Consider the following 25,961-nt stretch of genomic DNA (forward strand, 5'->3'; position numbering starts at 1 on the left):
CGCTTACTCCGCCAGCCGTTCGGCAACCCGCAACACCGAGCTGCGTGACCGGCTGTTTTCAGATACTTCATGATCAGAAGGCTTGAGTGCCTTGCCGACCGACTTCAATTTGCGACCGCCAGCCAGCTGGGCCTCGGTCAACGGAATGCCATAAGGCACTTCCGGCCCCTTCTCGTGCTTGCGGATGAAATGCTTCACCAACCGGTCTTCCAACGAATGGAAGCTGATCACTGAGAGACGGCCATGTGGTGCCAGCACTTCCAGTGCACCGTTGAGCGCGGTTTCGATCTCGTCCAGCTCGCTGTTGATATAGATGCGGATGGCCTGGAAGCTGCGGGTTGCCGCATGCTTGCCTTTCTCCTTGCTCGGATTGACCCGGGCAATCATCTCCGCCAGTTGGCGGGTACGCACATAAGGCTCGGTCACACGGTCATGCACGATGGCGCGGGCGATCTTCTTGGCAAAACGCTCCTCTCCGAAGGTCTTCAGCACCCAGGCGATGTCATCCACATCGGCCTTGGCCAGCCACTCGGCAGCGCTCTGGCCGGAGGTGGGGTCCATCCGCATATCGAGCGGACCATCTTTCATAAAGCTGAAGCCGCGCTCGGCATCATCCAGCTGAGGTGAAGAGACCCCCAGATCCAGCAGGAAGCCATCCACCTTGCCCAGCAAACCGCGCTCATCCAGATAGGAGGCGATGCCGGAGAAGGGGCCATGCACGATTTCGAAACGGGGATCCTGGATCTTGGCGGCCTCGGCGATCGCCTGCGGGTCGCGGTCGATGGCGATCAGGCGGCCATTGGGGCCAAGGTGCTGCAGGATCAGACGAGAATGACCACCACGGCCAAAAGTACCGTCGACGTAGACACCGTCCGGCTTGATGGCCAGACCTTCAACGGCTTCGTGCAGCAGCACTGTGATGTGTTCAGCGGCTTGGGTCATTTATAAAGAGAAATCCTGTAGTCGTGGTGAGCTTGCCCAATCGTCCCCGGGCAGACCCAAGATGTCGTCATTGACCTGTTGTTGCCAGCGGGCTTCATCCCACAACTCAAACTTGTTGAGCTGGCCCACCAGCATGATTTTCTTGTCCAGCCCCGCATGGTTGCGCAGTGGCTGACTGAGCAGCAGACGGCCATTGCCATCCAGCTCGCATTCGGTTGCATGTCCCAGCAGCAGGCGCTGCAAACGGCGCTCTTGCGGATTCATGCTGGAGAGAGTCTTGAGCTTGCGCTCGACCTCTTCCCATTCATTCAGGGGATAAAGCAGCAAACAGGGATGGGCAATATCGATGGTGCAGACCAGCTGGCCGTCGCTTTCATCGCGCAGCCAATCACGGAATTTGGTCGGAATTGCCAGCCGCCCTTTACTGTCCAGGCTGATGGCATGAGCGCCACGCAACAAATTGCAGTCCCTGAAGGTGAGTGAGCAGGCAGATTGCCCCTCTAAAAACCACTTTGATCCACTTTTCCCCACCTTGAAGTTTAAGGACGTGCAGGGGGCTTTTCAAGCAAGGAGATGGGACAGAGGGAACATATTGACGCAGCAATTGCATACCGCAGATTGAGTGGGTTGATTTTCCACAAGTTATTTGGCGTTAAACTCTGGTGATTAATTGAAATAAGTGAATGAACTGAGAACACACACAATATGTGGGTGCGAACAACCATCCTGGGTTCTATCACCATCTATCGCTGCCATCGCGCCAAATACAAAACTATTCGATTGATTTAAAACATATATTTTCATTCAAAATGACAAGGTCGAAAATATCCTGCCAAAGAAGCCATATTTTCTCATGCATAAAAAAGAGCCCCGCGATAAATCGCAGGGCTCTTCGGAATGAGGTCGGAGTCGGCCTGTAAGCCGGGTTCTGTACCGGGTTGCCCCGGGTAGCAATCATTCCTCTAGGCCAGCAATCGCTCGCTGGCTCAAGCAACCTACCCGCCCCCAACGCGGGCCGCGCCAATAGGGGCCTATTTGGTCTTGCTTCGGGTGGAGTTTACCGTGCCACGAACTGTTGCCAGTCGCGCGGTGCGCTCTTACCGCACCCTTTCACCCTTACCTGATCCCTTGCGGGCCATCGGCGGTCTGCTCTCTGTTGCACTGGTCGTAGGCTCACGCCCCCCAGGCGTTACCTGGCACCCTGCCCTGTGAAGCCCGGACTTTCCTCCCCTCCGCCCGTCTGTCCCGAGGGACACAACGACGAAGCAGCGATTGCCCAGCCAACTCCGAGGCGCGGATTATAGCCTTGCGATACGCACGGGGTAAACCGGCAATTCCCGTTTACAGCCATTTATCGCGCTTTGGCCCCCGTTTATAGGCTGACTGATTGTCGATACAAGGGATTGCTCAGGTCAAAAAACAGTCTGCCGGCCTATTCCACCGACTCAATAGTGCTCGAGACCGTATTTATAGAGGGCATTCTTCTTCACGCCGTGGATCTCGGCGGTCAGGGCAGCCGCTTTTTTCAGTGGCAGCTCTGCCACCAGCAGTCCCAAAGTGCGGATCGCCTCGGCTGGCAGATCTTCTTCATCTTTGGAGGCACCAGCCACGACCAGCACGATCTCGCCGCGGCAGCGGTTGTCATCCTCACCAAGCCAGGTCAGCATTTCAGAGGCTGGCAGACCGTGGATCGACTCGAAGGTCTTGGTCAGCTCACGGCACACCACCACCTGACGCTCACCGAGAATGCGAGCAATCGCTTCCACTGTATCCTGCACACGGCGCGGAGATTCGTAAAACACCAGCGAACGGGGATCTTCGATAACGGCTTGCAGACGATCATCGCGACCCTTGCTCTTGGCGGGCAGGAAGCCTTCAAAGGCAAATCGATCAGTGGGCAGACCGGCCGCGCTCAAGGCGGTGATGGCGGCACAAGGGCCGGGCAACGGCACCACCTTGACCCCGGCTTCACGACAGCGGGTGACCAAGTGATAACCGGGGTCGCTGATGAGCGGGGTGCCGGCATCGGAGACCAGCGCAACACTCTTACCCTCTTTGATCCGGCCGATCAGCACATCGGCTTTCTGCTGCTCGTTGTGATCGTGCAGGGCGAAGGTCGGCACCGAGATTTGGTAGTGGCTGAGCAGGATACCGGTATGACGGGTATCTTCGGCGGCCACCAGATCGACACTGCGTAAAATATCCAATGCACGCTGGGTGATGTCCGCCAGATTACCGATCGGAGTGGGGACTATATACAGGGTTGGGATGTCACTCATGGGATCTCCGAGTGCCCCGACAATTGTGTCGCCATATTGGCCCGTTTACACTATGGGGAACTTCAACACTGGTCGGGGAATGAACTTGAACCGGGTTACAAAGCAGCTAAGTGTATCACGACTCTTCGGCATCATACTCGCGGCAGTACTGCTCGCCGCCTGTGCGTCGGAGCCCAATCAACCGTCAGGGCAGTCAGGCATGCCCTCTGCGTTCTCCAATCTGACCAAGAATGCCCAGTGGTATCTTGAGCAGGTGGACCCCGCCAAGCCGGCCGAGTCCTTTACCTGGCAGATGCTGGCGGCACGCAGCTATCTGGCGCTGGGCCAGGCCAAACCGGCCTCGGCACTGTTCCAGCAATTGCAGAAGCAGGCCAAGGATCCCGTTCAGAAGGCGCAGTTGCAACTGCTGCAAGCCCATCTGTTGCTGGCGCAAGGCCACGCCAATCAGGCGCTGATCCTGCTGGAAGGCAAACCCGAGGTGGTGCTTGATGCCGATACCCAAAAGGATTGGTATCGCCAGCGCGTAGTGCTGCAGCTCGACATCAACAACAAGTTTGGCGCAGCCAAGTCGTTGATTGCACTGGAGCCCTACCTCAATCAGAGCGAGCAGGCGACCAACCATCAGCAAATCTGGTCGTTGCTCAAAAGCATGACCCCCTCCACCCTGCAAGCGCTGGAAGAGGCTCCGGCCCCTGATGTGACCACCGGCTGGTTGCGACTGGCGGCACTGGTCAACGAGTTTGGCGCCCAGCCGAACCTGCTGGCCCGCCAACTGGCAGGCTGGAAGCGCGACTTCCCCAACCATCCAGCCCAGAAGGATATGCCGGCAGGATTGGGCGATCTGGCGGCCACTGCCAGCACCTCGGTGCAACAGATCGCTGTGCTGCTGCCCCTCTCCGGCAATCTGGAGCCGCAGGGCGCCGCCATCCGTAACGGTATGCTGATGTCTTATAAGGAAAATCAGGGGCAATTCACCCTGAACTTCTACGACACCCAGAGCAAGTCAACCGGCGACCTTTATAAGCAGGCGATTCAGGAAGGGGCTGACATGATCATCGGCCCGCTGCTGAAAGACCGGGTCGAGGAGCTGCTCAAGGCCAATCCGACCGTGCCGGTACTGGCACTCAACGAGCTGGACAAGCCGGTCGTCAACGACACCACCTACTACTTCTCCCTCTCTGCCGCCGCAGATGCCGCGCAGGCAGCCCAGTACCTTTACACCCAAGGCTACCGTAAACCGCTGCTGATCGCCGCCCAGGGGCGGATCGGTTACAGCAGTATCAAGGCGTTCGAGCAGAGCTGGGCTACCCTGAGCCAGGATAAGCCGGTCGTTGCCACCTTCGGTGCCCGCAACGAAGTGCAGGGGATGGTCAAGAATGCCCTGAGCGGCCGCTCTACCGCCCGAGCTGGTGAAGTGGTGCAACTCTCTGATGCCGCACCGCGCAGCATCGATGCCGTATATGTGGTGGCCAACAGCCTGGAAACCCGGATGATCAAGCCCTACGTGGATGTCTCGGTCAATCCGATGGGCAGCCTGCCCATCTACACCAGCTCCCGTGGCTACGACAGCGCCGCCACCGAGGTCGCCTCCGAGCTCAACGGTATGCATATCGCCGATATGCCGCTGCTGCTGGGCGGCTACGAGAAACAGCGCGAGCAGATCGCCCTGCTCTGGCCGCAGACCCAGGGTGACCTGTTGCGCCTGTTTGCCATGGGCTACGATGCCGTCAGTCTGGCAGAGAACCTGCAGCAGATGCGCAAGGTGGGTGGCATGCAGCAGGCCGGCATGAGCGGTCAGCTGAGCGTGGATGCCCAGGGTAATATCGTGCGGATGCTGAGCTGGGCCACCTACCAGAACGGCAAACTGGTCGACGAGAACGCCGTTCAGCAGCTGGAGGAGCCCTCCAATGAAGGAACTATGGAAACGGATGCGCCAGCAGTTGCCGAGCCTGTTCCCCTCACCAACGAGCAAGGGACAGCACTTTGAACAAGTCGCTGAACGCTGGTTGCAGGCTCGGGGCCTGCAACCGGTAGCTCGCAACTACCGCTGTCGTGGCGGTGAAATAGATCTCATCATGCACCAGGGCCAGACCCTGGTGTTTGTTGAGGTGCGCTACCGGGCCACCGGCAGCCATGGCGGGGCCGCCAGCTCGGTCACCCGCAGCAAACAGCACAAGATCATGCTGGCAGCGCGCCACTATTTGAAGCAACATGCCATCAACGAGGCCAATCAGGCCTGCCGATTCGATGTGATTGCGTTCGAGGGCGACCAGCCAGCCTGGATCCAGAACGCATTTTAAGAGGACCCTATGACTGACCGCATCAAAGAGAACTACACCGAAAGCATCCAGACCAAGATCGCCGCCGCCGAAGCGCTGCCGGATGCCATCCATACTGCAGCCCAGATGATCACCATCTGCCTGCTCAATGGCCACAAGGTGCTGGCATGCGGTAACGGTCCTTCTGCCGCACTCGCGCAACTGTTCATCTCCGAGCTGGTCAACTGCTACGAGACCCAGCGCCCCTCCCTGCCCGGCATGGCCCTGACCCCGGACATGGCGACCATCAGCGCCATCGCCACCGATCACGGTTTTGAAGAGGTCTACGCCAAGCAGATCCGCGCGCTGGGCCAGCCTGGCGACATTCTGGTGGTCATCACCACCTCCGGCCACAGCCGCAGCCTGATCAAGGCCGCCGAGGCTGCCCTCTCCCGTGACATGACCATAGTGGTGCTGAGCGGGGGGGACGGTGGCGAAATGGCTGGTCTGCTCGGCCCGAACGATGTGGAGATCCGTGTTCCCTCCGCCCGTCGCCCTCGCATTCTGGAAGTGAACCTGTTGACCCTGCACTGCCTGTGTGATCTCATCGACCAGACACTTTTCCCGCAACAGGAAGATTGAAACCATGAAAAAGCACACTATCCTGCTCGGTCTGCTGGTTAGCACCCTGCTGCTGCAAGGCTGCGCAGCCCTGGTTGTTGGCGGCGCCGCAGGGACTGCCAAGGCCTCTGGCGATCGCCGAACCCTGGGCGCGCAGTGGGATGACCAGACCATCGAGTTGAAAGCGGCCAATCTGCTGGCCGACAACAAACCCCTCAGCGCAGCCAGCAAGATCAGCGTCTACAGCAACAATGGCCGCGTCCTGCTGGTCGGCCAGACACCTTCTGACGTTTACAAGATTGAGGCGGGCAAAATTGTCAGTCGCATCGAAGGGGTGCGCCACGTCTACAACGAATTACGCATCGGCCAACCTGCCAGTTTCACCACCCGCAGCAATGACTCCTGGATCACCTCCAAGGTGAAAGCCGATATGTTCGGCACCAAGAATTTCGACAGCACCAAGGTCAAGGTGGTCACCGAGAACAGCGAGGTGTTCCTGATTGGTCTGGTGACTCGCCAGGAGGGAGAGCAGGCAGTCAACATCGCCCGCCATGTCACCGGCGTGAAGCGCGTGATCAAGGCCTTCGAATTCGCCCAGAACTAAGCCCGACCGCACATAAAAAAACGCAGCCAATCGGCTGCGTTTTTTATTTGATCACCTTCAGGGTCGGACGACCGCTTGGACGCGGCGGTTCCGGCTCAGGCTCCACTGGCGCTTCAGCCTGCTCCAGCCAGATATCGTAACCCGGCTCGGGCGGGAACATGGTGCCCACGCCGTTCTCCCGGGCATGAATAGCCAGCACGGCCGCCATCGGGATATAGACCTGCTGGGATACCCCGCCAAAACGGGCACTGAAGCTGATAGCCTCGTTATCCATGTGAAATTGCATCACGGCTCGGGGCGCGATATTCAGTACAATTTGCCCATCCTGAGCAAACTGCATCGGCACCATCACATGGGGAATGTTGACGTTGACCACCAAATGAGGGGTCAGATCGTTGTCCAGCAACCAGTCAAAGAACGCCCGTAACAAGTACGGGCGGCTCGGTGTCATTGTCGGTTCCATGCTCATACGCCAGCACGGATCTCGCGTTCGGCTTCGGTCAGGGAAGCCTGGAAGGACTCACGCTCGAACAGACGAACCATGTAGGCCTTCAGCTCTTTGGCACCACGACCGGTCAGGTCGATACCAAGACTCGGCAGACGCCACAGCAGCGGTGCCATGTAGCAATCCACCAGACCGAACTCTTCGCTCATGAAATAGGGCATTTCACCGAAGATCGGCGCGATGGCCAGCAGGTTGTCACGCAGTTCGTTGCGTGCCGCTTCAGCATCGGTACCGGCCATGATCTTGTCGGCCAGGGAGTACCAGTCCAGCTCGATGCGGTGCATCATCAGACGGCTGTTACCACGGGCAACCGGGTAAACAGGCATCAGGGGCGGATGCGGGAAGCGCTCGTCCAGATACTCCATGATGATGCGCGAGGTGTAGAGTGCCAGCTCACGATCAACCAGGGTCGGTACAGAGTTGTACGGGTTCAGCTCGGCCAGCTCATCCGGCAGATTGGCTGGATCAACCTGGCAGATATCCACGCTAACACCCTTCTCCGCCAGGACAATACGCACCTGATGGCTGAACATATCGTTGGCACCGGAAAACAGCGTCATTACCGAACGCTTATTGGCAGCTACAGCCATTGAACCCTCCCGTCATTAAAAAGCAGAAACGGCAATGAAGCATCTTGGTCTTCATTGCCGTGCATTATATTACCCGGATCTGGTCGCTTAGTGAACGTCGCGCCAGAATTCCTTCTTCAACAGCACAGTGAAGATGAAGAAGATCACGATGAAACCAAGCACCCAGAAGCCCATGCGTTCACGCTCCTGTTGTACCGGTTCAGCCGAGTAGACCAAGAAGTTTACCAGATCCAGTACCGTCTGATCATACTCTTCGTCATCCATTTCACCATTACCGTCAGATTTGATACTGACAACCTGCTGGGTTTCCACTCCGTCGACCGTGTGAGTAGCGAACTCTGCACGGGGGGTTCCCTGCAACGGCTCCAGCACATGGGGCATGCCCACGGACGGGAACACGGCGTTATTCACCCCGAACGGACGGGTCTCATCCACGTAGAAGGAGCGCAGATAGGTGTAGATCCAGTCTGCACCGCGCACCCTAGCAACCAGTGTCAGATCGGGGGGCGGCGCACCAAACCACTTGGCGGCATCCTTCTCTGACATGGCGCTCTTCATCAGGTCACCGACCTTTGCACCGGTGAAAATCAGGTTCTCTTTCATCAAATCTTCGGGGATCCCGAGATCTTCTGCGACCCGGTTATAACGCTGATACTGGGTAGAGTGGCATCCGGCGCAATAGTTCATGAAGGTGGCCGCGCCGCGTTGCAGCGATGCCTTGTCACTCAGATCGTAATTGGCTTTGTCCAGATGAACAGCTCCGCCACTTGCAAATACCAGAGATGGCAGCAGGGTCAGCACTGCAAATATTATTCTTTTCATTTAAATGTCACCCTCTCTGGCAGCGGCTTGGTGCTTTCATTCTTGCTATAGAAGAACAGCAGGACGAAGAACCCGAAATATCCCAGTGAACAGATCTGGGCAACCAGCGTCAACGTCGGCGTCGATGGCAGCACCCCCAACACCCCCAGGATGATAAAGCAGACCACAAACTGGGCAATGTTCAGCTTGTGCAGCATGCTGCGATAACGCACCGAGCGCACCTTGCAGCGATCTAGCCACGGCAGCAGGAACAGCACCACTATGGAGAGACCCATCATGATGACGCCAAGCAGCTTGTCCGGCACCGCCCGCAAAATGGCGTAAAACGGCGTGAAGTACCACACAGGCGCGATGTGCTCCGGGGTTTTCAGGCCGTTGGCCACTTCAAAGTTCGGCTTCTCGAGGAAGTAACCCCACATATCCGGTTTGAAGAAGATGATGGCGCAGAAGAAGAACAGGAAGCCTGCCACACCGATCATATCCTTGACGGTGAAGTAAGGGTGGAACGCCACCGCATCCAGCGGCCAGCCGTTTTCGTCCTTGTGCTTCTTGATGTCGATACCGTCCGGGTTGTTGGATCCTACTTCGTGCAGCGCCAGAATGTGCATGGCAACCAGCATCACCAGCACCAGCGGCAACGCAATGACGTGCAGCGCAAAGAAGCGGTTAAGGGTCGCACCGGAAATCACGTAGTCACCGCGGATCCACAGGGTCAGATCGTCACCGATGACCGGAATGGCGCCAAACAGCGAGATGATGACCTGGGCCCCCCAGAATGACATCTGGCCCCAGGGCAACAAGTAGCCCATAAAGGCTTCCGCCATCAGCACCAGGAAGATCAGCATGCCGAAGATCCACAGCAGTTCACGAGGCTTCTGATAAGAGCCATAGATCATGCCGCGGAACATGTGCATGTAGACCACGATGAAGAATGCAGACGCACCGGTTGAGTGCATGTAACGCAGCAACCAGCCGTACTCCACATCGCGCATGATGTACTCCACGGAGGCAAACGCACCTTCCGCGGAGGGGTTGTAGTTCATGGTCAGCCAGATACCGGTGATGATCTGGTTGACCAGCACCAGCATGGCCAGCGAGCCGAAGAAGTACCAGAAGTTCAGATTCTTCGGTGCCGGATACTTGGCCATGTGGTCGTTGTACATGGCCGTGAGCGGGAATCGATAATCGATCCAGCCCATCAGTTTACTCAACATGGTCAGGCCTCCTTGCCATCGGCACCGACCTGGATGGTGGTGTCATTAATGAATTGATAGGGCGGAATGACCAGGTTCAGCGGTGCAGGCACCCCCTGGAACACACGGCCGGCCATGTCGAACTTGGAGCCATGGCACGGGCAGAAGAAGCCGGACGTAACGCCCTGCACCTGCTCGCCAAAGCTGTCAGGCAGATAGGAAGGTGAACACCCCAAGTGGGTGCAAATACCGACCGCGACAAAAATTTCGGGCTTTATCGATCTGTACCCGTTATGGGCATAGTCAGGCTGCTGCGGCTCTTCAGATGAGGGATCCCGCAGCTTGTCATCATGCGCGGCCAAGGCATCCAGCGTCTGTTTGGTGCGTTTCACCACCCAGACAGGCTTGCCTCGCCACTCGACACGGATGAGCTGACCCGGTTCCAACTTGCTGATATCGACTTCAACCGGCGCACCGGCTGCTTTGGCCTTGGCGCTCGGATTCCATGACTTTATAAACGGCACTGCGGTAAACGCAGCTCCTACCCCACCAACGGCAACCGTTGACCAGGTAAGAAATCTGCGGCGACCGGTATCAACTGGCGCATTGCTCATCCAAAAACTCTCCCATGTGGACTCCGCACATTCTTATAGTGTCCCTGTTCCCCATTTTTCCCGTGACAACAGCGGCGGAAGCTGGATTTACAATTGCCACAGAAAACAGGGGAAATTTTAAAGAAAAGATAACAACTTGACAAGAAAGAGCGATGAGCAATGAAAACAATAAAGAAACAATTTTTTGTCTTTTGTGACGCGTGGTTAGCATTGATGTCGGTAATATTACCAATAAAAAAAGCCTGGCGGTTGCCAGGCTTTTTTGACACTCGAAAGAGTGAGTACCAAAAGCGAATTAACGCTTGGAGTACTGCGGACGCTTACGAGCTTTGTGCAGACCAACTTTCTTACGTTCAACCTTACGGGCATCACGAGTAACAAAGCCAGCTTTACGCAGTTCGGAACGCAGGGTTTCGTCGTACTGCATCAGAGCACGAGTGATACCGTGGCGGATCGCACCAGCTTGACCGGAGATGCCACCACCGTTAACGGTGATGTACAGGTCCAGTTTCGAGGTCATCTCAACCAGTTCCAGCGGCTGACGAACTACCATGCGGGCAGTCGGACGGCCGAAGTACTGCTCCAGGGAGCGCTGGTTGATTACGATCTTGCCGCTACCCGCTTTGATAAATACGCGAGCAGTGGAGCTTTTGCGACGGCCGGTACCGTAGTATTGATTTTCTGCCATGTTGCCAGTTCCCGATTAGATATCCAGTACTTGAGGTTGCTGAGCAGCATGAGCATGCTCGGCGCCTGCGTAAACTTTCAGTTTACGGAACATGGCACGGCCCAGAGGACCTTTCGGCAGCATGCCTTTGACGGCTGCTTCGATTACCATTTCCGGTTTACGCTGAATCAGCTTGTCGAAGCTGATTGACTTGATACCACCCGGGAAACCGGAGTGAGCGTGGTACATTTTGTCGGTAAATTTCTTACCGGTTACGTGTACCTTCTCAGCGTTTACAACGATGATGTAATCACCGGTGTCAACGTGCGGAGTGTACTCAGCTTTGTGCTTACCACGCAGACGAGCAGCGATCTCGGTTGCGATACGACCCAGAGTTTTACCTTCTGCGTCCACAATGTACCAGTCACGTTTTACGGTTTCTGGCTTGGCAACGAAAGTTTTCATTAAGTTAAACCCAATTACCTGTTACAGACCCAATTGCTTATGGGGGCTCTCCCACAAACAACAAACGATGGCCTACCTGTACCCCTTCGAATACAAGTAAAGCTTAAAGTGTTGCTGTCTTATCGACAGCTGTAACGTGGGCCGGGCGATTATAAGTGAAGTTGCCTTAAATATCACCTGCTAATTTCACTGCCATGAAACCAGCAAATGTCGCCCGGCCCTACCTGCCGCAGATGCCCATCCGACTGGCAGGCGCGGTATTGTGACTAAGGAAGGTGCACTCTGGCAAGGTATTCGTGCGATTGCATTTCCTGAAGCCGTGAAAGACAGCGTTTGAATTCGAAATTCAGCAGCCCTTCGCCGTAGAGTTTTGTCATGGGAACCGCCGCCGACATGATGAGTTTGACGTGCCGTTCGTAGAACTCATCGACCATGGCAATGAAGCGGCGAGCCGCGTCATCCGTGCCTGTGCCCATTGGTTGCACATTGGCCAGCAGAACGGTATGGAACAGCCTGGCCAGCTCGATATAGTCGTTCTGGGAGCGGGGAGTACAGCAAAGTTGCTCAAATTCCATATAGAGCACCCCTTCCCCCATTCCGAGCAACGTCAGCTGACGATGATTGACCTCGAACGTCCCCTCGCAAGCCGTGTGCCCACCGGTTAATTGCTGAAAATAGTGGTCAAGATTGGCTTTTGCCTGCAAGTCCAGCGGGCAGTGATAAATCTCGGCTTGTTCCAGCGTACGCAGGCGATAGTCGATACCGCCATCCACGTTAAGTACCTCGCAATGACGCTCGATAAGCTCGATAGCTGGCAGAAAACGGGCTCGCTGCAGCCCGTTGCGATAAAGATCCTGCGGCGGAATATTTGAAGTGGCAACCAGCACGACACCGTGACCAAACAGCTCCTGGAACAGCGTACCCAGCAACATGGCGTCGGTGATGTCGGAGACAAAAAATTCGTCGAAACAGATGATGTCTATTTCACTGGCAAGCTTGCTGGCCACCAGCTTGAGGGGATCGGGCTGCCCGCTCAACCCCTGCAGTTCATCGTGAATGCGGTGCATGAAGCGGTGGAAATGGCTGCGCATCTTGCGCGTCCCCGGCAGGCTGTCGAAAAAAGTATCCATCAGCCAGGTCTTGCCTCGGCCCACTCCGCCCCACATATAGATACCGAGGACGGGCTCCGGCGGCTTGGGCTTTTGCAGCCAACCCAGCAGCCCTCGAGATCTGGTCGGAGTCGGGCGCCGTAGCAAATCCTGATACAGTCGCTCCAGCCTGCTAATGGCCATCCCCTGCGCGGGGTCGGCCACAAAGCCGGGGCGCAGCAGATCCTGCTGGTATTTTTGCTGCGGTGTCATCCTTGAGCGCCTCTCCAAGTCCCTGAATCGAGGACAAAATGGTATCACGGCCTCAGGACGCACGGTATAGTGCCATCAAGGCATGGCGGTTATGACGACCGCATAAACCCACTCTGTTTTAGCTGTAACAAGGAGCATCTATGAGTCTGTTAACTGGGATCCTGCTGGCTGTCGCGGCCTTGATTATCGGTATCGTTCTCGGCCGTTTTTCGGTGCGTAGCCGCGATGCTGGCCGTCTCGAACAGGAACTGAAGAAGGCCCACAAGGAGCTCGAGAGTTATCAGGGCCAGATCAACACCCACTTCGCCGACAGTGCCGCCCTGATGGAGCAACTGGCCGAGCAGTATCAGACCCTCTATCGCCACATGGCCGAGCAGAGCAAATTCCTGGCCAAGGCGCAGGAACCGCTGTTCCGCGAATCATTGGTAGAAGAAGCCCCTGCCAATGTGGCAGAAGAGCCGGGCGTTCCGCCTCGCGACTATGCTGGCGCCTCTTCCGGACTGCTCAAGCAACCAAACTAGTTCCTCGCGGAACTAATTGGCCAGTCCCGTGGTCTGACCTTGACGATTGCAATGCAACTTTTTCTGGGAGCTGTTTTTCATATGCGTAAACCTCTTTCCATGCTCAGTGTGCTAGCCCTCAGTGTCGGTATCGCCATGTCTGCGGCCCCTGCTCAGGCTGCACTGCCTTCCCTGTTAGGTTCAAATCAGGAGATGCCAAGCCTGGCGCCTGTTCTCGAACAGGTCACCCCGGCGGTGGTCAATATCTCGGTTTCTGGCAAAAAAATTACCCGTCAGCGTCTGCCGGAACAGTTCAAGTTCTTCTTCGGCCCCAACATGCCCGATGAACAGGTGAGCGAGCAGCCGTTCCAGGCGCTCGGCTCCGGTGTCATCGTCGATGCCAAGAAGGGTTACGTGATCACCAACGCCCACGTGGTGCACGAGGCGGACGAGATCAAGGTCAACCTGAAGGATGGTCGTGAGTATGCGGCCAAGAAGATCGGTGAAGACAAGCAGTCCGACATCGCCCTGCTGCAAATCAAGGCCGAGGATCTGGTACAGATCAAGTTCGCCGACTCCGACGAGCTACGGGTAGGTGACTATGCGCTGGCCATCGGCAACCCGTTTGGTCTGGGCCAGACCGTCACCTCCGGTATTGTCAGTGCGCTGGGTCGCAGCGGCCTCAACATCGAGAATCTGGAGAACTTCATACAGACCGATGCGGCCATCAACTCCGGTAACTCCGGCGGAGCCCTGCTCAACCTGCGTGGCGAGCTGATCGGTATCAACACCGCGATTCTGGGCCCGAACGGCGGCAACATTGGCATCGGCTTTGCCATCCCTTCCAACATGGTGCGGGATCTGACCGAGCAGATCGTCAAGTACGGTGAAGTGCGTCGCGGCCAGCTGGGTATTACCGGCACCGAGCTCACCTCCGACATCGCCAAAACCTTCGGCTACAACAAGAAGGATGGTGCCTTCGTCAATCAGGTCATGCCTGATTCGGCGGCCGACAAGGCGGGCATCAAGGCTGGCGATATCATCGTCAGCATCGATGGCAAACCGGTTCGCTCCTTCGGCGAGCTGCGTGCCAAGATTGCCACCATGGGCGCTGGCAAGCAGGTCGAGCTGGGACTGATCCGCGATGGCAAGTCGCAAACTGCCAAAGTGACCCTGAAGCAGGCCGATGACAGCGAAGTACGCGCCAGCGCGCTGCATCCGGCACTGGAAGGGGCCAAGCTGAGCACCACTACCGACCCGGTCTCCGGTGTTGCGGTGGCCGACATTGATCCTCGCTCTCCGGCAGCTGCTTCCGGCCTGCAGAAGGGTGACATCATCATCGGGGTCAACCGCCTGCGCATCAACACCCTGGGCGAGCTGACCAAGGCGCTCAAGAACAAACCTGACGTGCTGGCGCTCAACATCCAGCGTGGCGACTCCTCGCTCTATCTGGTGATCCGCTAACGCTCAAGTTGTTCGCCAACCCCTCTATCACCCGCGGCCTTCACCGCGGGTGATTTTTATCCATCGATAGTGTTATTCTCTGCGCGCAGCCTGTACGGATGAGAATGACATGAAAATCCCCCCTTTAGTCAGTTACTTGGGCAAGTCTGTCGGTTTTGGATTGACCGTCGCGGCGCTGCTGTTGCTGCTGTTTCCCCATTTTCGCGGTGGTGCCCAACTGCCCGGCATCATCACCAATGCCCGTGAACTGAGTTTCTCCTATGCCGCCCATCGGGCAGGCCCTGCCGTCGTCAACATCTACACCCGCAGCTTTGCCCCCAATCAGGGCAATCAGGGGGAACTGCGCCCGCAAGGGCTGGGTTCTGGCGTCATCATGAATCAGCGCGGCTATGTGCTGACCAACTACCACGTCATCGCCGATGCCGACCAGATCATCGTCGCGTTGCAGGATGGTCGGGTCTTCAGTGCCGAGCTGGTCGGCACCGATCAGCTCACCGACCTCGCCGTGCTCTATATCGAGTCAGACAACCTGCCGGTGATCCCGCAGGATCCCGAGCGACTGCCAGAAGTGGGGGATGTGGTGCTCGCCATCGGCAACCCCTACAACGTCGGCCAGACCATCACCCAGGGCATCATCAGTGCGACCGGCCGTACCGGCCTCTCCAGCATGGGACCTGACAGCAATGGCCGTCAGGATCTGCTGCAGACCGATGCCGCCATCAACGAGGGCAACTCGGGTGGCGCGCTGGTCAACGGCCGTGGCGATCTGGTGGGGATCAACACCGCCACCTATCACCTCAACGGCAATCAGGAGAGCTACGGCATCAGCTTCGCCATCCCCTACCGGCTGGCAAAACGGATCATGGATGAGCTGATCGCCAACGGCCGGGTGATCCGCGGCTACCTCGGGATCTCCAGCGTCGAGATCAACCCCATAGTCGCGCGAATGATGAACCTCGGCGACCTGCGTGGCTTGGTGGTGGAGAGTCTGGATCCCAACGGCCCGGCGGCCAAAGGCGGCCTGCAGCGAGGGGATGTGCTGCTCAAGATCAACGGAGAGGCCATCAGTGGCGTACGCAGCGCCATGGACAAGATTGTCGAGAGCCGCCCCGGCACCAAGCTGACCATCTCGGTATTCCGCTCCGGCAAGCCGCTGGAAGTGGTGGTCACCATAGAGGAAGACCTGCGCTATCAGCAGAGAACGGCCAGCTCGAGCGCCGCATCGGCCAGCTAGCGTCACTCCTTTTTATGAGAAGGGCGGGAAACCGCCCTTTTCCACATCAGTCCCCTCGGCAACGTCTCTTACCGTGAGATGACTCACAGTTTCCCGCAACGCTTGCCCTGCCCCCGCCCCCCGATTTGTGCGCTACCGATCACACAAAACCAGCTTCAATAAGCACTCTTTTTACCTTTTCAGTATCCAAACGATCACTTCGGGGCCATTTCCTCAGGAATTTCCGCTTCGAATCGGAAAAACACTGCCTCCTCCACATCGACGCGCAGGCTTAGGGTAACGCCATACCTTCTGCCAGCCTTGGAGAGCAGACATTGCAAACAGAGACTCACGACCAGACCCTGACCCCGAACAGCCCGGAGTTGCTGCGCCAGACCGATCATATCCTCGCGCGCATTTATCCCCTGCTGGCCGAACAGGGCATCATCCCCAACGAGGTGCAACGGCAGATGCTGGCCTCCCATGTCAAAGCCATGGTGTGGCGCTCCCACAGTGGCGAGCCCCTGCCAGAGGTTGACCTCAGCCTGTTTGAAGAGATCTCCCCCCTCTCACTGCGTCTCGCCGAACAGGTCGTCAGCTGGCTGGATCAGCTTGCTTATGAGGAGGCACACCTCTTGTCCGTCCATTTTGAAGTCGCCAAAGAAAACGAACTCAGCTCGGTGCAGAACCCGTAACTCAAGGAGAAATCGATATGACAGCCATCAAACTCGTGATCGGAGATCGTCTCGGCAAGGGTCAGAAAGTGGGCGCAGGCGCGGAAGCTGCCGGGGCCAACGTGACCATCATCCCCGGCATGGCCGCTGACATGAAGCTCGGCGATGTGATGAACAAGGAGCAGGCGGATCTCGGCATCTCCTTCTGCGGCAGCGGCGGCGCCGGAGCCATCACCGCCCAGACCAAGTACGGCTACAAGTGCCGTTACGGCATGCGCTCCATCGAAGAGGGCGTCACGGCCATCAACGAAGGCTGCGTCGTGCTGGGCTTTGGCTTCATGGACAAGGAAGAGCTGGGCCAGAAGCTGGTCGAAGCCTTCGCCAAGAAGCACGGACGCGCCTGATGAAAGAGAACTTCACCACCCAGGTCATCGTCAACGGCAAGGGGACGACACACCAGCAGGCGTTTGCCTCCGCCCTCAGCCAGGTGCAACCCACACTGCTCAAGGACAACCAGCAGGTACTGCTGCGCATTGAGCCGGTCGATGTACAGGTGCTCAAAGCCGAGGAGTCGGTCCGGGTGGAGAAGTTCCTGTTCTTCTTCCTGCCGCGCCAGCGCCGCGAATACCGCGTCCAGCTGGAGATCACGGTTCAGGTCACCAGTCTCGACGTCGCCAGGGTGACGTTCACCCAGGTGTGATCTCCTGACCGGCACCACCCCACAAGAAGGATACGTTGGATGTTTCTAATCATATTTATCAAGTCTCTCATCATTGGCGGCCTGGTTGGCGTCGGGGTGGGGGCCGGCGCGGCGCGGATGTTCCACGCCCCGACCGTACAGGGCATGGGCGCCTTCCGCACCCTGGGCGAACTCAACTCCTGCGAAGGGGATCCCGCTTCCCACTTCTCGTTTGGCCTCGGCTTCTTCTTCAACGCCTGGGCCTCCACCGTGGCGGCTGGCGCCTTCACCCAGGATGTGGATCACCGCATCATTCCGCACTGGGCCACGGCGGCACTGCTGTTCAAGAACCGGGATCTTGCTACCACTCTGCACGACCCGAAAAAGATGGCCATCGCCGGCGGCATCATTGGCGCCATCGTGGTCGCCTTCCTCAACAGCACGGCTGCTGCCGTCCCGGCCGCCCTGCAGGTCACTGCGGTCAAGGTGCTGGTACCGGCTGCCAACCTGCTGGTCAATACCGTCATGCCGGTGATCTTCTGGCTCGCTGCCATCGAGGCGGGCAAGAAATCCGGTTTCTGGGCCACCATCTTCGGCGGTCTGGCACAGCTCATCATGGGCAACGCGGTACCGGGTCTGGTGCTCGGCATCCTGATCGGCAAGGGGGTGGAAGAGAGCGGTTGGAACCACGTTACCAAGGTGATGATGGCGGCCATCGTCCTGCTGTTCGTGCTGAGCGGCTTCTTCCGCGGCTTCGACATGAAACTGATTGAATCCTTCCATATGGGTGTCCCCCTATGGCTGGAAAGTGTCCATAACCTGCTGAGCGGCAAATAAGGGGTCACACCATGGATGAGAAACTGAAAAACAACTTCTGGTACGCCGACTGGTCCTTCCCCATCTTCGTCGGCCTGCTCTCGGCCGGGGTCTTTGCCGGTACCCACATGTTCTATCTGTACGGGGTTGGTGCCTTCAACGAGGTAGCCTTCGTCGCCATGCTGAAAGCCGGAATGGACACGGGTGCCTACGGCGCAGTAGCCGCGTTCGGTGCCAGCTTCCTGTTCGCCCGCATCATCGAGGGATCCCTGGTGGGGATCCTGGATATCGGCGGCGCTATCCAGACCGGGGTCGGACTGGGCGTTCCCGCCCTGCTGCTGGGAGCCGGCATCGTCTATCCGGTGGAGAACTTCGGCGCCTCGCTGGCAACCGGCATGGGGATTGGTCTGGCCATCGGCTACGTCATCATTCTGGCGCGCAAGTTCACCATCAACCAGAGCAACTCCACTTACGGTGCTGACGTGATGATGGGTGCTGGCAACAGCTCTGGCCGCTTCCTCGGCCCCCTCATTATCCTCTCTGCCATGGGCGCTTCCATCCCCATCGGTATCGGTTCCCTGCTGGGTGCCCTGCTGTTCTACGTGTGGGGCAAACCCATCACCGGCGGTGCCATCCTGGGAGCCATGCTGCTGGGTACCTTCTTCCCGGTCGCCCTTGTGTAAGTACCAGCCGCCCTGCGGGGCGGCTCGCCAGAGGTTATCAGCATGTACGACATCATCATCAAAGCCGGGCGCCAGGGAGATGGCCAGCTCGTCGATATCGCCATCAGGGAGGGCAAAATCGCCGCCATCGGCTCCCTGCCGGAGACGGCAACGGCGCGGCAGATCCTGGATCTCGGCGGCCGGGTGCATGTGAGCGCTGGCTGGATCGATGGCCACACCCACTGCTACCCCGCCTCCCCCATCTATCACGATGAACCAGACAAGGTAGGCGTAGAGTCCGGCGTCACCACCGTCATCGACGCCGGCAGCACCGGAGCCGACGATGTGGATGACTTCCAGCAGGTTGCTGCGGGTTGCAAGACCCGGGTGCATGCCCTGCTCAACATCTCCCGCATCGGTCTGCTACGCCAGAACGAGCTGGCGGATAGCCGGGACCTCGATATGGATCTCGCCTCGGCAGCCATTCGCCGCCACCCCGACTTTATTGTCGGCATCAAGGCGCGGATGAGCGGCAGCGTGGTCGGAGAAAACGGTCTGCAACCGCTGCGCATGGCCAAGGCGCTGCAACAGACCCACGGCCAGCTACCGCTGATGGTGCACGTGGGTAACACACCGCCGGATCTGGACGAGATCGTCGCCCTGCTGGGGGATGGCGATCTGCTGACCCACTGCTTCAACGGCAAACCGAACCGCATCCTGACTCCGGCTGGCGAGCTGCGGGTCGCGGTGCGCGAGGCGATGAAACGGGGCCTGTTGCTCGACATCGGCCACGGCGGCGCCAGCTTCAGCTTCGAGGTGGCGGAGCTGGCTATCCGACAGGGGATCCTGCCCCGCACCATCAGCTCCGACATCTACTGCAAGAACCGCATCAAGGGGCCGGTCTACAGTCTGGCTCACGTGATGTCGAAGTTTCTCGCCATCGGCATGACGCTGGAGCAGGTGCTCGCCTGCGTCACCCATCAAGCGGCCGATGCCCTGCGCCTTTCCGGCAAGGGGCGGCTCGAGGTGGGCACCGATGCCGATCTGACCCTGTTCGAGGTCGCCAGCGGCCCGACCCTGTTTATGGATACCGAAGCCCAGTCCCGCAGCGGTGACCAACAACTGCAGCCTCTCGCCGCCCTGGTCGGTGGCGAACTGGTTCTGACTCACTATGGGAAATCACACCATGTCTTCTGTTTATGAGAAATATCAGCTCAAACCGGTGATCAACGCCTCCGGGCGCATGACCATTCTCGGCGTCTCCACCCCCGAGCAGGAGGTGGTCGATGCAGTCAATTTTGGCCTGGGCCACTACTTCGAGGTCAAGGATCTGGTCAACAAGACCGGCGCCTATCTGGCTGGTTTACTGGATGTGGAAGATGCGGTGGTGGTCTCCTGCGCCAGCGCCGGCATCGCCCAGTCAGTCGCCGCCATGATAGTGCGCGGCGATCCCTACCGCCTCGAGCACCTGCATACCCATCACCATGAGGTGCCGAGTGAAATCGTGCTGCCCAAGGGGCATAACGTCAACTTCGGCGCCCCGGTCGGTACCATGGTCAATCTGGGTGGCGGCAAAGTAGTGGAAGCCGGTTACGCCAACGAGTGCTCCCCTTCCCAGCTGGCCGCTGCCATCAATGCCAACACAGCAGCCATCCTCTACATCAAATCCCACCACTGCGTGCAGAAGAGCATTCTGTCGGTGGCAGAGGCTGCCGAGGTGGCCAAGACCCACGGGCTCCCGCTCATCGTCGATGCGGCTGCCGAAGAGGATCTGCGCCTCTACTACAACCAGGGGGCGGACCTGGTCATCTACAGCGGCGCCAAAGCCATCGAAGGGCCCACCAGCGGGCTGGTAGTTGGCAAGCGTCAGTACGTGGAGTGGGTCAAGCAGCAAGCCAACGGCATCGGTCGCGCCATGAAGGTGGGCAAGGAGGGGATCCTCGGCCTGACTCACGCCATCGAGCGCTATCTGGCCAAAGAGAAAGAGAGCGGCGCCGCCATGGTCGCCAATATGAGCCCCTTCATCGAACGCCTAAACCAGCTGCCCGGCGTCACCGCCAAGGTGGTGTGGGACAGCGCAGGACGCGACATTGCCCGCACCGATATCGCGTTTGACCACCAGCAGATCGGCATGACCACAGTGCAGGTCGTCACCCGTCTGCAACAGGGCACGCCTGCCATCTACTGTCGTGGCTACAAGGCCAACGAGGGGCACATCGAGATCGATGTGCGCAGCGTCACCGTGCCCCAGCTCGACCAAATCCACACCGCCATTGCCAACCTCGTTCAGGAGAATCGCTGATGTCCCTTACCCCCAACTACTACCGTGATCGGGTCTGTCTCAACGTGCTGGCTGGATCCAAGGAGAATGCCGTCGAGGTGTACGACGCAGCCGAAGGTCACGTGCTGGTCGGTGTGCTCTCCAAAAACTACCCGGATATTCCCTCCGCAGTTGCCGATATGAAGGAGTACGCCAAGCTTATCGACAACGCCCTCTCCATCGGACTGGGCGCCGGGGATCCGCGCCAATCGGCCATGGTGGCCGAGCTGGCCTGCCAGCTGCAGCCCCAGCACGTCAACCAGGTGTTCACCGGTGTCGGCGCCAGCCGGGCGCTTCTCGGCCAGTCAGAGACACTGGTCAACGGGCTGATCTCCCCTACCGGCATGCCGGGCATGGTAAAGATCTCCACCGGTCCACTCAGCGCCGGGCAGCCCGATGGCATCGTGCCCATCGATACCGCCATTGCCCTGCTCAAGGACATGGGCGGCAGCTCGGTCAAGTTCTTCCCCATGGGTGGGCTGGCCTGCCGCGACGAGTATCAGGCAGTGGCCGAGGCTTGTGCCCGCCACGGCTTCTGGCTGGAGCCCACCGGCGGCATCGATCTGGAGAACTTCGAGGAGATAGTGCGGATTGCGCTGGACGCCGGAGTCGAGAAGGTGATCCCTCACGTCTACAGCTCCATCATCGACAGCGCGAGCGGGCACACTCGCCCCGAGGATGTGCGCACTCTGCTGGCCATAGTGAAACGACTGTTGGCCTGATGGCAGTCACGGCGCCGGTTCAATCACTGACCGGTGCCTGGCTTGTTGATGACCCACTTGTTAACATCGACCCTTTATCTCGCAACAGGAGTCTTGCATACCCCCTATGATCAAGCTGCCCCACCCCAGGCTCCATCAACTGCTGATCCAGCTCCATGCCGAACCACTGCCACAGGAGGAGCTGGCTCGCCGCCTCAATGTCTCCACCCGCACGGTGCGCACCGATGTGGCAACCCTCAACGAACTGATTGCCACGCACGGCGCTCACCTGATCCACCAGCGTGGCAGCGGCTACCAGCTGAAAATCTACAATCAGGGACTGTTCGACGCCCTGCTGGCGGCCCAGGGTCAGGATAGCGGCCTGCCACGCACCAGCCGCGAGCGGGTTCTGCACCTGCAGATCCTGCTATTGACGGCAGAGCAGGGGATCAAGCTCGATGAGCTGGCTGATACCTGGTATCTGAGCCGGGCGGCACTGCAGGGGGATATGGCGGAAGTCCGTGAGCAACTCAGCCACTTCAGGCTCAGCGTCGAGAGCAAACCCCGCCTGGGGATGCGCATTCAGGGGGAGGAGACGGCGATCCGGGCCTGCCTGACCCAACTGCTCTATCAGGAGTTGCTGCACAACAACCAGTTGCAAACCCTGCTACCCAACCTCTGCCCCAGCAAGACGATGGAGGTAGTGGGCAATCACATCCATGCCCAGCTTGCCCGCCATCAGTTACGTCTCGCGGACGAGAGTCTGCAGCAGCTCGCCATCTACTGCGCCGTTGCCCTGCTGCGTCAGGCATCCGGTCACGAGTTGCGCCACTTCGCCAGCGAGGATCTGACTCTGCCGCTGCTGGCAGTATCTCGCGATATTTATGCGGTATTACCCACCCTGACGCCCCCCGTAGAGGACGAGATCGCCGGGCTCGCCATCCAGATCCAGGCGCGCCTGATTGCCGATACTCCCCAGCTCAGCCCGGCGATGGCCGCCGAGAGCGAACAGCTGGTGGAACATCTGCTGACCTACATTCATCAACACTACCCTTACGACCTGCGAGGCGACCAACAGCTGCGGGCCGACCTGCAAACCCATATCAGCGCCATGCTGCTACGGGTCAAATACCAGATTGGCAACCACAACCCGCTGGCCGATCACATCAAGCAGTACTACCCGCTCGCCTATGACATCACGCTGGCGGCCATTTCGGAGTGGATCAAGCAGACCCCCTACCGACTGACCCACCACGAGATCGGCTATCTGGTGATCCATATCGGGGTCGGGCTGGAGCGCCATTACGATATCGGCTATACCCGCCGCCCGCAGGCGCTATTGCTTTGCGATGCGGGCAACGCCACCTTCCGGGTGCTGGAAGCACGCATCAAACGGGAGTATCCCCAGTTGCAGCTGACCACGCTTGAGTCGGTGCGGGATTACGAAGGTCTGGCGCAGATCGCGCAGGACTTTGTCATCAGTACCGTCAAGGTGAACGAAAAAAACGCCCCCGTGGTACTCGTTGCCCCCTTCCCGACCCAATACCAGCTGGAGCAGCTTGGCAAGCTGGTGCTGATCGACCGCACCCGCCCCTACATGCTCGACAAATATTTCGATGCCGACCACTTCATGGTGGTAAAAGAACCCCTTACCCAGGCCGAACTGTTTACCCGTATCTGTGATCAGCTGGAGGCGGAAGATCTGGTGGAGAGCGGCTTCAGAGCCTCACTGCAGGAGCGGGAGCGGATCGTCTCCACCATGCTGGGAGAAGGGATCGCCCTGCCCCACTCCCTCGGTCTGCTGGCGCGCCGCACTCTGGTTTACACCGTGCTGGCACCGCAGGGGATCGACTGGGGCAACGGGGAAATCGCGACGCTCATCTTCGTGCTGGCCATCAGCAAGGCCGATTACGAAGAGGCGATGGGTCTCTACGATCTGTTTCTGGCACTGATGAACGAAAAAGCCAGCAGGAATCTGCTGGCTTGTCGCGATTTTGCCAGCTTCAAAGCGCTGGCGCGTACCGGTTCATAACATAAAACGAGGAGTGACTACTCCTCGTTGAAGCCGGAGGTGAACAGCTCCACCACGGCGGCCAAGGCCTCGACCTCTTCGGGCCCCTCAACCTGTACTTCCACCTGCCGCCCTTGCGCCGAATCCAGCATCAGCAGGCCGATGATGCTGTCAGCATCGGCCTCCACACCATCTTCATTGCGCAGCAGCACGTGAGCATCGAAACCCTGCACCAGCTCGAACAGCATCATGGCTGGTCTGGCATGAATACCCAGTTTGTTTTTCACTTCAACCGAGGCGGAAACAGTCATCGGGTCGTCCTATTGGTCCGTCAGGATTGGGGGGCACTCTTGTCGAGAGTGCGGTGGCGGATCTGCACGTTCTTGCCGAGCAAACGGAATGCACTGGCCAGCCGCTCTGCAATAAAGACCGAGCGGTGCTGACCTCCGGTGCAACCGATGCCGACCGTGAGGTAGCTGCGATTGTTGCGCTCCAGATGGGGCAACCAGGTCACCAGCATGTTCTCGATCTGCTGGGTAAACAGCATTACGTCAGCCTGCGCCGAGAGGTAGTTGGCGACCGGCTCATCCTTACCAGTGAACGGCTTGAGCTCGGGGATCCAGTGCGGATTGGGCAGGAAGCGGGCATCGAACACAAAGTCAGCATCCTTGGGAATGCCGTACTTGAAGCCGAACGACTCGAACACCAGCACCAGCTCGTTCTCTTTCTTGCCGAGTACCCGGGTCTTGATGAGCTCGCTCAGGTCATGAATGCTGAGGGTGGTGGTGTCGATGCGCAGGTCAGCAGTCGAGGAGAGTGGCGCCAGCAGGTGGGTCTCCTCCCGAATCGCCTCATCCAGCGACAGCTTGTTGCGTGAGAGGGGGTGCAAACGGCGGCTCTCGCCATAGCGCTTGAGCAGGGTGCCGTTGTCGGCGTCGAAGAAGAAGCTGGAGAACTCAACCCGCCCCTCATTGCGCACCTGAGCCAGCAGATTTTCCAGTTTCTCCGGATCGCTCGGCAGGTTGCGCACGTCGATGCTGACCGCCAGCTTGTCATACTGGCTCTCCACCGAGACAATCAGCTGGGGCAGCAGATTGACCGGCAGGTTGTCCACACAGTAGTAACCCAGATCTTCCAGCACTCGCAGGGCTACCGTTTTACCGGAGCCCGAACGTCCACTTACCACGATTAACTGCATCTTGTTCCCTCACGCCAAAACGGGTGTCTCATCCTTGGCCTGCTGTCAGGCCGAGGTCATGATCTGATAGAGCTCTTCGTCGCTGGTTGCCTGACGCAACTGGCGGCAAACCGCCTTGTCACCCAGCTTGGAAGCCATCAGAGAAAGGGTCTTGAGATGCTGCTTGCACTCGCTTTCCGGCACCAGCAAGGCAAACAGCAGGTCAACCGGTTGATTGTCGATGGAGTCGAAAGGAATAGGGTCGGCAAAGGTCATCAGGATCGCGGTTGGCGGGAACTCATCGTCAATGCGACCGTGGGGGATCGCAATACCGGCACCGATCCCGGTACTACCCATTTTTTCGCGGGCCAGCAAGCATTCAAACAGCGCCTGACGGGAGGTGCCAAGGCGTTCGGCGGCCAGCTCGCTGATGATTTCGAGGGCGCGTTTCTTGCTGGTACAAGGGACTGCACTCTTTGTGCAGTCCCGACTCAGTATGTGTTCAAGTTGCATGGTTATTTTTTATTTAACTTATCTTTGTGCTTGATGATCTGCCTGTCCAGCTTGTCGAGCAAGGTGTCTATCGCAGCATACATATCGGCATGTTCAGAGTTGGCAAACACTTCGCCACCGCTGACGTGCAATTTGGCTTCCGCTATCTGGTTCAGTTTTTCCACGCTAAGCACCACATGAACATTGTTGATGTGGTCGAAGTGACGCTCGAGTTTGGCAAATTTGTTATTCACATAATCACGCAGAGCTTCGGTGATCTCGACATGGTGTCCGGTCAGGTTAATTTGCATAACATCATCCTTTTGTTTGC

The 25,961-nt window shown here is 58.4% G+C and carries 31 protein-coding genes and 1 other RNA gene; 16 read left to right on the forward strand and 16 right to left on the reverse strand.

What is annotated here, in order from left to right:
- Positions 1 to 3: 3 nt before the first annotated feature.
- From rsmH to rsmI, 4 genes are all read right to left on the reverse strand, one after another.
- Positions 4 to 942: a 16S rRNA (cytosine(1402)-N(4))-methyltransferase RsmH gene (gene rsmH, locus OKB77_RS08705; protein WP_005336168.1), complete on the reverse strand. Its 939-nt coding sequence runs from the start codon at positions 940 to 942 to the stop codon at positions 4 to 6.
- Positions 943 to 1,401 (reverse strand): division/cell wall cluster transcriptional repressor MraZ, encoded by a 459-nt coding sequence (gene mraZ / locus OKB77_RS08710; protein ID WP_013723406.1) that lies wholly within the window; start codon positions 1,399 to 1,401, stop codon positions 943 to 945. It abuts the gene before it with no gap.
- A 442-nt stretch (positions 1,402 to 1,843) separates the two neighbouring features.
- Positions 1,844 to 2,230, reverse strand: an RNA gene (rnpB, locus tag OKB77_RS08715) — RNase P RNA component class A.
- A 157-nt stretch (positions 2,231 to 2,387) separates the two neighbouring features.
- On the reverse strand, positions 2,388 to 3,221 hold the full coding sequence (rsmI, locus tag OKB77_RS08720) for a 16S rRNA (cytidine(1402)-2'-O)-methyltransferase (protein WP_123172229.1): 834 nt from the start codon (positions 3,219 to 3,221) through the stop codon (positions 2,388 to 2,390).
- 199 nt (positions 3,222 to 3,420) lie between these two features.
- On the opposite strand from rsmI, the gene OKB77_RS08725 reads away from it, so the two are divergent.
- Genes OKB77_RS08725 through dolP form a run of 4 tightly spaced genes read left to right on the forward strand, consistent with a single transcriptional unit; the run spans position 3,421 to position 6,704 of the window.
- Complete coding sequence (locus OKB77_RS08725; RefSeq protein ID WP_223849272.1) at positions 3,421 to 5,208, forward strand: penicillin-binding protein activator; 1,788 nt, start codon at positions 3,421 to 3,423, stop codon at positions 5,206 to 5,208.
- Positions 5,150 to 5,521, forward strand: a complete 372-nt coding sequence (locus OKB77_RS08730) for a YraN family protein (protein WP_005355127.1) — start codon at positions 5,150 to 5,152, stop codon at positions 5,519 to 5,521. The genes OKB77_RS08725 and OKB77_RS08730 overlap by 59 nt, the downstream gene beginning before the upstream one ends.
- A gap of 9 nt (positions 5,522 to 5,530) precedes the next feature.
- Positions 5,531 to 6,121, forward strand: coding sequence for a D-sedoheptulose-7-phosphate isomerase (locus tag OKB77_RS08735; protein ID WP_005336275.1), 591 nt, complete (start codon positions 5,531 to 5,533; stop codon positions 6,119 to 6,121).
- A gap of 4 nt (positions 6,122 to 6,125) precedes the next feature.
- A complete protein-coding gene (gene dolP, locus OKB77_RS08740) occupies positions 6,126 to 6,704 on the forward strand; it encodes a division/outer membrane stress-associated lipid-binding lipoprotein (protein ID WP_043821894.1) in 579 nt (192 codons plus the stop codon).
- A 43-nt stretch (positions 6,705 to 6,747) separates the two neighbouring features.
- Here dolP and OKB77_RS08745 read toward each other — a convergent pair whose 3' ends face one another.
- The 8 genes from OKB77_RS08745 to zapE form a co-directional block, all read right to left on the reverse strand.
- Positions 6,748 to 7,173 carry a ClpXP protease specificity-enhancing factor gene (locus OKB77_RS08745; protein WP_005336278.1) on the reverse strand — a complete coding sequence of 142 codons (426 nt, stop codon included), beginning with the start codon at positions 7,171 to 7,173 and terminating at the stop codon, positions 6,748 to 6,750.
- Entirely contained in the window at positions 7,170 to 7,799 is a 630-nt protein-coding gene (gene sspA, locus OKB77_RS08750; protein WP_005336279.1) for a stringent starvation protein SspA, read from the reverse strand. The genes OKB77_RS08745 and sspA overlap by 4 nt, the downstream gene beginning before the upstream one ends.
- 87 nt (positions 7,800 to 7,886) lie before the next feature.
- Entirely contained in the window at positions 7,887 to 8,621 is a 735-nt protein-coding gene (locus OKB77_RS08755) for a cytochrome c1 (RefSeq protein WP_005336280.1), read from the reverse strand.
- Positions 8,618 to 9,835 carry a cytochrome b gene (locus tag OKB77_RS08760; protein ID WP_005336282.1) on the reverse strand — a complete coding sequence of 406 codons (1,218 nt, stop codon included), beginning with the start codon at positions 9,833 to 9,835 and terminating at the stop codon, positions 8,618 to 8,620. Before OKB77_RS08760 ends, OKB77_RS08755 begins: the two co-directional genes overlap by 4 nt.
- A gap of 2 nt (positions 9,836 to 9,837) precedes the next feature.
- The gene (petA, locus tag OKB77_RS08765; RefSeq protein ID WP_005336284.1) at positions 9,838 to 10,428 is read right to left on the reverse strand and encodes a ubiquinol-cytochrome c reductase iron-sulfur subunit; all 591 of its coding nucleotides are present in this window, start codon (positions 10,426 to 10,428) and stop codon (positions 9,838 to 9,840) included.
- Positions 10,429 to 10,723: 295 nt separating this feature from the next.
- A complete protein-coding gene (gene rpsI / locus OKB77_RS08770; protein ID WP_270817420.1) occupies positions 10,724 to 11,116 on the reverse strand; it encodes a 30S ribosomal protein S9 in 393 nt (130 codons plus the stop codon).
- Positions 11,117 to 11,131: 15 nt separating this feature from the next.
- Positions 11,132 to 11,560, reverse strand: a complete 429-nt coding sequence (gene rplM / locus OKB77_RS08775) for a 50S ribosomal protein L13 (protein WP_005336289.1) — start codon at positions 11,558 to 11,560, stop codon at positions 11,132 to 11,134.
- 266 nt (positions 11,561 to 11,826) lie between these two features.
- Complete coding sequence (zapE, locus tag OKB77_RS08780) at positions 11,827 to 12,921, reverse strand: cell division protein ZapE (RefSeq protein ID WP_123172227.1); 1,095 nt, start codon at positions 12,919 to 12,921, stop codon at positions 11,827 to 11,829.
- Between the two features lie 140 nt (positions 12,922 to 13,061).
- Between zapE and OKB77_RS08785 the strand changes: the two genes are divergently transcribed.
- The 12 genes from OKB77_RS08785 (at position 13,062) to OKB77_RS08840 (ending at position 23,982) form a co-directional block, all read left to right on the forward strand.
- Positions 13,062 to 13,442 (forward strand): YhcB family protein, encoded by a 381-nt coding sequence (locus OKB77_RS08785; RefSeq protein WP_005356646.1) that lies wholly within the window; start codon positions 13,062 to 13,064, stop codon positions 13,440 to 13,442.
- A gap of 81 nt (positions 13,443 to 13,523) precedes the next feature.
- Positions 13,524 to 14,885 carry a Do family serine endopeptidase gene (locus OKB77_RS08790; protein ID WP_005336295.1) on the forward strand — a complete coding sequence of 454 codons (1,362 nt, stop codon included), beginning with the start codon at positions 13,524 to 13,526 and terminating at the stop codon, positions 14,883 to 14,885.
- A gap of 109 nt (positions 14,886 to 14,994) precedes the next feature.
- Entirely contained in the window at positions 14,995 to 16,119 is a 1,125-nt protein-coding gene (gene degS, locus OKB77_RS08795) for an outer membrane-stress sensor serine endopeptidase DegS (RefSeq protein WP_005336297.1), read from the forward strand.
- 314 nt (positions 16,120 to 16,433) lie between these two features.
- Positions 16,434 to 16,793 (forward strand): transcriptional regulator, encoded by a 360-nt coding sequence (locus tag OKB77_RS08800; protein WP_005355140.1) that lies wholly within the window; start codon positions 16,434 to 16,436, stop codon positions 16,791 to 16,793.
- Between the two features lie 17 nt (positions 16,794 to 16,810).
- Entirely contained in the window at positions 16,811 to 17,176 is a 366-nt protein-coding gene (locus OKB77_RS08805) for an SFCGS family glycine-rich protein (protein ID WP_127006233.1), read from the forward strand.
- A complete protein-coding gene (locus tag OKB77_RS08810; protein WP_265776165.1) occupies positions 17,176 to 17,472 on the forward strand; it encodes a DUF4312 family protein in 297 nt (98 codons plus the stop codon). Before OKB77_RS08805 ends, OKB77_RS08810 begins: the two co-directional genes overlap by 1 nt.
- Positions 17,473 to 17,511: 39 nt before the next feature.
- Positions 17,512 to 18,288, forward strand: coding sequence for a DUF4311 domain-containing protein (locus OKB77_RS08815; protein ID WP_005355143.1), 777 nt, complete (start codon positions 17,512 to 17,514; stop codon positions 18,286 to 18,288).
- An 11-nt stretch (positions 18,289 to 18,299) separates the two neighbouring features.
- Positions 18,300 to 18,950 carry a DUF4310 family protein gene (locus tag OKB77_RS08820; RefSeq protein WP_005355144.1) on the forward strand — a complete coding sequence of 217 codons (651 nt, stop codon included), beginning with the start codon at positions 18,300 to 18,302 and terminating at the stop codon, positions 18,948 to 18,950.
- 42 nt (positions 18,951 to 18,992) lie between these two features.
- Complete coding sequence (locus OKB77_RS08825) at positions 18,993 to 20,132, forward strand: amidohydrolase/deacetylase family metallohydrolase (RefSeq protein ID WP_265776164.1); 1,140 nt, start codon at positions 18,993 to 18,995, stop codon at positions 20,130 to 20,132.
- Entirely contained in the window at positions 20,116 to 21,231 is a 1,116-nt protein-coding gene (locus OKB77_RS08830; protein WP_265776163.1) for a DgaE family pyridoxal phosphate-dependent ammonia lyase, read from the forward strand. Before OKB77_RS08825 ends, OKB77_RS08830 begins: the two co-directional genes overlap by 17 nt.
- Positions 21,231 to 21,971, forward strand: a complete 741-nt coding sequence (dagF, locus tag OKB77_RS08835; RefSeq protein WP_139411572.1) for a 2-dehydro-3-deoxy-phosphogluconate aldolase — start codon at positions 21,231 to 21,233, stop codon at positions 21,969 to 21,971. The genes OKB77_RS08830 and dagF overlap by 1 nt, the downstream gene beginning before the upstream one ends.
- Positions 21,972 to 22,077: 106 nt before the next feature.
- On the forward strand, positions 22,078 to 23,982 hold the full coding sequence (locus OKB77_RS08840) for a BglG family transcription antiterminator (RefSeq protein ID WP_199415646.1): 1,905 nt from the start codon (positions 22,078 to 22,080) through the stop codon (positions 23,980 to 23,982).
- Between the two features lie 17 nt (positions 23,983 to 23,999).
- On the opposite strand, the gene npr is transcribed toward OKB77_RS08840, so the two are convergent.
- The 4 genes from npr to hpf are packed head-to-tail and all read right to left on the reverse strand — an operon-like array spanning position 24,000 to position 25,941.
- The gene (gene npr / locus OKB77_RS08845; protein WP_005336318.1) at positions 24,000 to 24,272 is read right to left on the reverse strand and encodes a PTS phosphocarrier protein NPr; all 273 of its coding nucleotides are present in this window, start codon (positions 24,270 to 24,272) and stop codon (positions 24,000 to 24,002) included.
- Between the two features lie 20 nt (positions 24,273 to 24,292).
- Complete coding sequence (rapZ, locus tag OKB77_RS08850) at positions 24,293 to 25,159, reverse strand: RNase adapter RapZ (RefSeq protein ID WP_040068818.1); 867 nt, start codon at positions 25,157 to 25,159, stop codon at positions 24,293 to 24,295.
- A 45-nt stretch (positions 25,160 to 25,204) separates the two neighbouring features.
- Positions 25,205 to 25,651 (reverse strand): PTS IIA-like nitrogen regulatory protein PtsN, encoded by a 447-nt coding sequence (ptsN, locus tag OKB77_RS08855; RefSeq protein ID WP_005336322.1) that lies wholly within the window; start codon positions 25,649 to 25,651, stop codon positions 25,205 to 25,207.
- 2 nt (positions 25,652 to 25,653) lie between these two features.
- Entirely contained in the window at positions 25,654 to 25,941 is a 288-nt protein-coding gene (hpf, locus tag OKB77_RS08860) for a ribosome hibernation promoting factor (RefSeq protein ID WP_005336323.1), read from the reverse strand.
- Between the last annotated feature and the right edge of the window lie 20 nt (positions 25,942 to 25,961).

The organism is Aeromonas sp. Y318-3, from assembly GCF_027706185.1.
Taxonomy (GTDB): Bacteria; Pseudomonadota; Gammaproteobacteria; order Enterobacterales; family Aeromonadaceae; genus Aeromonas; species Aeromonas veronii.

Coding starts and splice junctions, on each gene's coding strand:
- rapZ (WP_040068818.1), bottom strand. CDS start 25,159: ATGCAGTTAATCGTGGTAAGTGGACGTTCGGGCTCCGGTAAAACGGTA.
- OKB77_RS08825 (WP_265776164.1), top strand. CDS start 18,993: ATGTACGACATCATCATCAAAGCCGGGCGCCAGGGAGATGGCCAGCTC.
- dagF (WP_139411572.1), top strand. CDS start 21,231: ATGTCCCTTACCCCCAACTACTACCGTGATCGGGTCTGTCTCAACGTG.
- rpsI (WP_270817420.1), bottom strand. CDS start 11,116: ATGGCAGAAAATCAATACTACGGTACCGGCCGTCGCAAAAGCTCCACT.
- OKB77_RS08820 (WP_005355144.1), top strand. CDS start 18,300: ATGGATGAGAAACTGAAAAACAACTTCTGGTACGCCGACTGGTCCTTC.
- OKB77_RS08790 (WP_005336295.1), top strand. CDS start 13,524: ATGCGTAAACCTCTTTCCATGCTCAGTGTGCTAGCCCTCAGTGTCGGT.
- sspA (WP_005336279.1), bottom strand. CDS start 7,799: ATGGCTGTAGCTGCCAATAAGCGTTCGGTAATGACGCTGTTTTCCGGT.
- ptsN (WP_005336322.1), bottom strand. CDS start 25,651: ATGCAACTTGAACACATACTGAGTCGGGACTGCACAAAGAGTGCAGTC.
- hpf (WP_005336323.1), bottom strand. CDS start 25,941: ATGCAAATTAACCTGACCGGACACCATGTCGAGATCACCGAAGCTCTG.
- OKB77_RS08785 (WP_005356646.1), top strand. CDS start 13,062: ATGAGTCTGTTAACTGGGATCCTGCTGGCTGTCGCGGCCTTGATTATC.
- rplM (WP_005336289.1), bottom strand. CDS start 11,560: ATGAAAACTTTCGTTGCCAAGCCAGAAACCGTAAAACGTGACTGGTAC.
- rsmH (WP_005336168.1), bottom strand. CDS start 942: ATGACCCAAGCCGCTGAACACATCACAGTGCTGCTGCACGAAGCCGTT.
- OKB77_RS08815 (WP_005355143.1), top strand. CDS start 17,512: ATGTTTCTAATCATATTTATCAAGTCTCTCATCATTGGCGGCCTGGTT.
- dolP (WP_043821894.1), top strand. CDS start 6,126: ATGAAAAAGCACACTATCCTGCTCGGTCTGCTGGTTAGCACCCTGCTG.
- npr (WP_005336318.1), bottom strand. CDS start 24,272: ATGACTGTTTCCGCCTCGGTTGAAGTGAAAAACAAACTGGGTATTCAT.
- OKB77_RS08810 (WP_265776165.1), top strand. CDS start 17,176: ATGAAAGAGAACTTCACCACCCAGGTCATCGTCAACGGCAAGGGGACG.
- OKB77_RS08725 (WP_223849272.1), top strand. CDS start 3,421: ATGCCCTCTGCGTTCTCCAATCTGACCAAGAATGCCCAGTGGTATCTT.
- OKB77_RS08840 (WP_199415646.1), top strand. CDS start 22,078: ATGATCAAGCTGCCCCACCCCAGGCTCCATCAACTGCTGATCCAGCTC.
- degS (WP_005336297.1), top strand. CDS start 14,995: ATGAAAATCCCCCCTTTAGTCAGTTACTTGGGCAAGTCTGTCGGTTTT.
- zapE (WP_123172227.1), bottom strand. CDS start 12,921: ATGACACCGCAGCAAAAATACCAGCAGGATCTGCTGCGCCCCGGCTTT.
- OKB77_RS08755 (WP_005336280.1), bottom strand. CDS start 8,621: ATGAAAAGAATAATATTTGCAGTGCTGACCCTGCTGCCATCTCTGGTA.
- rsmI (WP_123172229.1), bottom strand. CDS start 3,221: ATGAGTGACATCCCAACCCTGTATATAGTCCCCACTCCGATCGGTAAT.
- OKB77_RS08730 (WP_005355127.1), top strand. CDS start 5,150: ATGCGCCAGCAGTTGCCGAGCCTGTTCCCCTCACCAACGAGCAAGGGA.
- OKB77_RS08830 (WP_265776163.1), top strand. CDS start 20,116: ATGTCTTCTGTTTATGAGAAATATCAGCTCAAACCGGTGATCAACGCC.
- OKB77_RS08735 (WP_005336275.1), top strand. CDS start 5,531: ATGACTGACCGCATCAAAGAGAACTACACCGAAAGCATCCAGACCAAG.
- OKB77_RS08760 (WP_005336282.1), bottom strand. CDS start 9,835: ATGTTGAGTAAACTGATGGGCTGGATCGATTATCGATTCCCGCTCACG.
- OKB77_RS08745 (WP_005336278.1), bottom strand. CDS start 7,173: ATGAGCATGGAACCGACAATGACACCGAGCCGCCCGTACTTGTTACGG.
- OKB77_RS08805 (WP_127006233.1), top strand. CDS start 16,811: ATGACAGCCATCAAACTCGTGATCGGAGATCGTCTCGGCAAGGGTCAG.
- petA (WP_005336284.1), bottom strand. CDS start 10,428: ATGAGCAATGCGCCAGTTGATACCGGTCGCCGCAGATTTCTTACCTGG.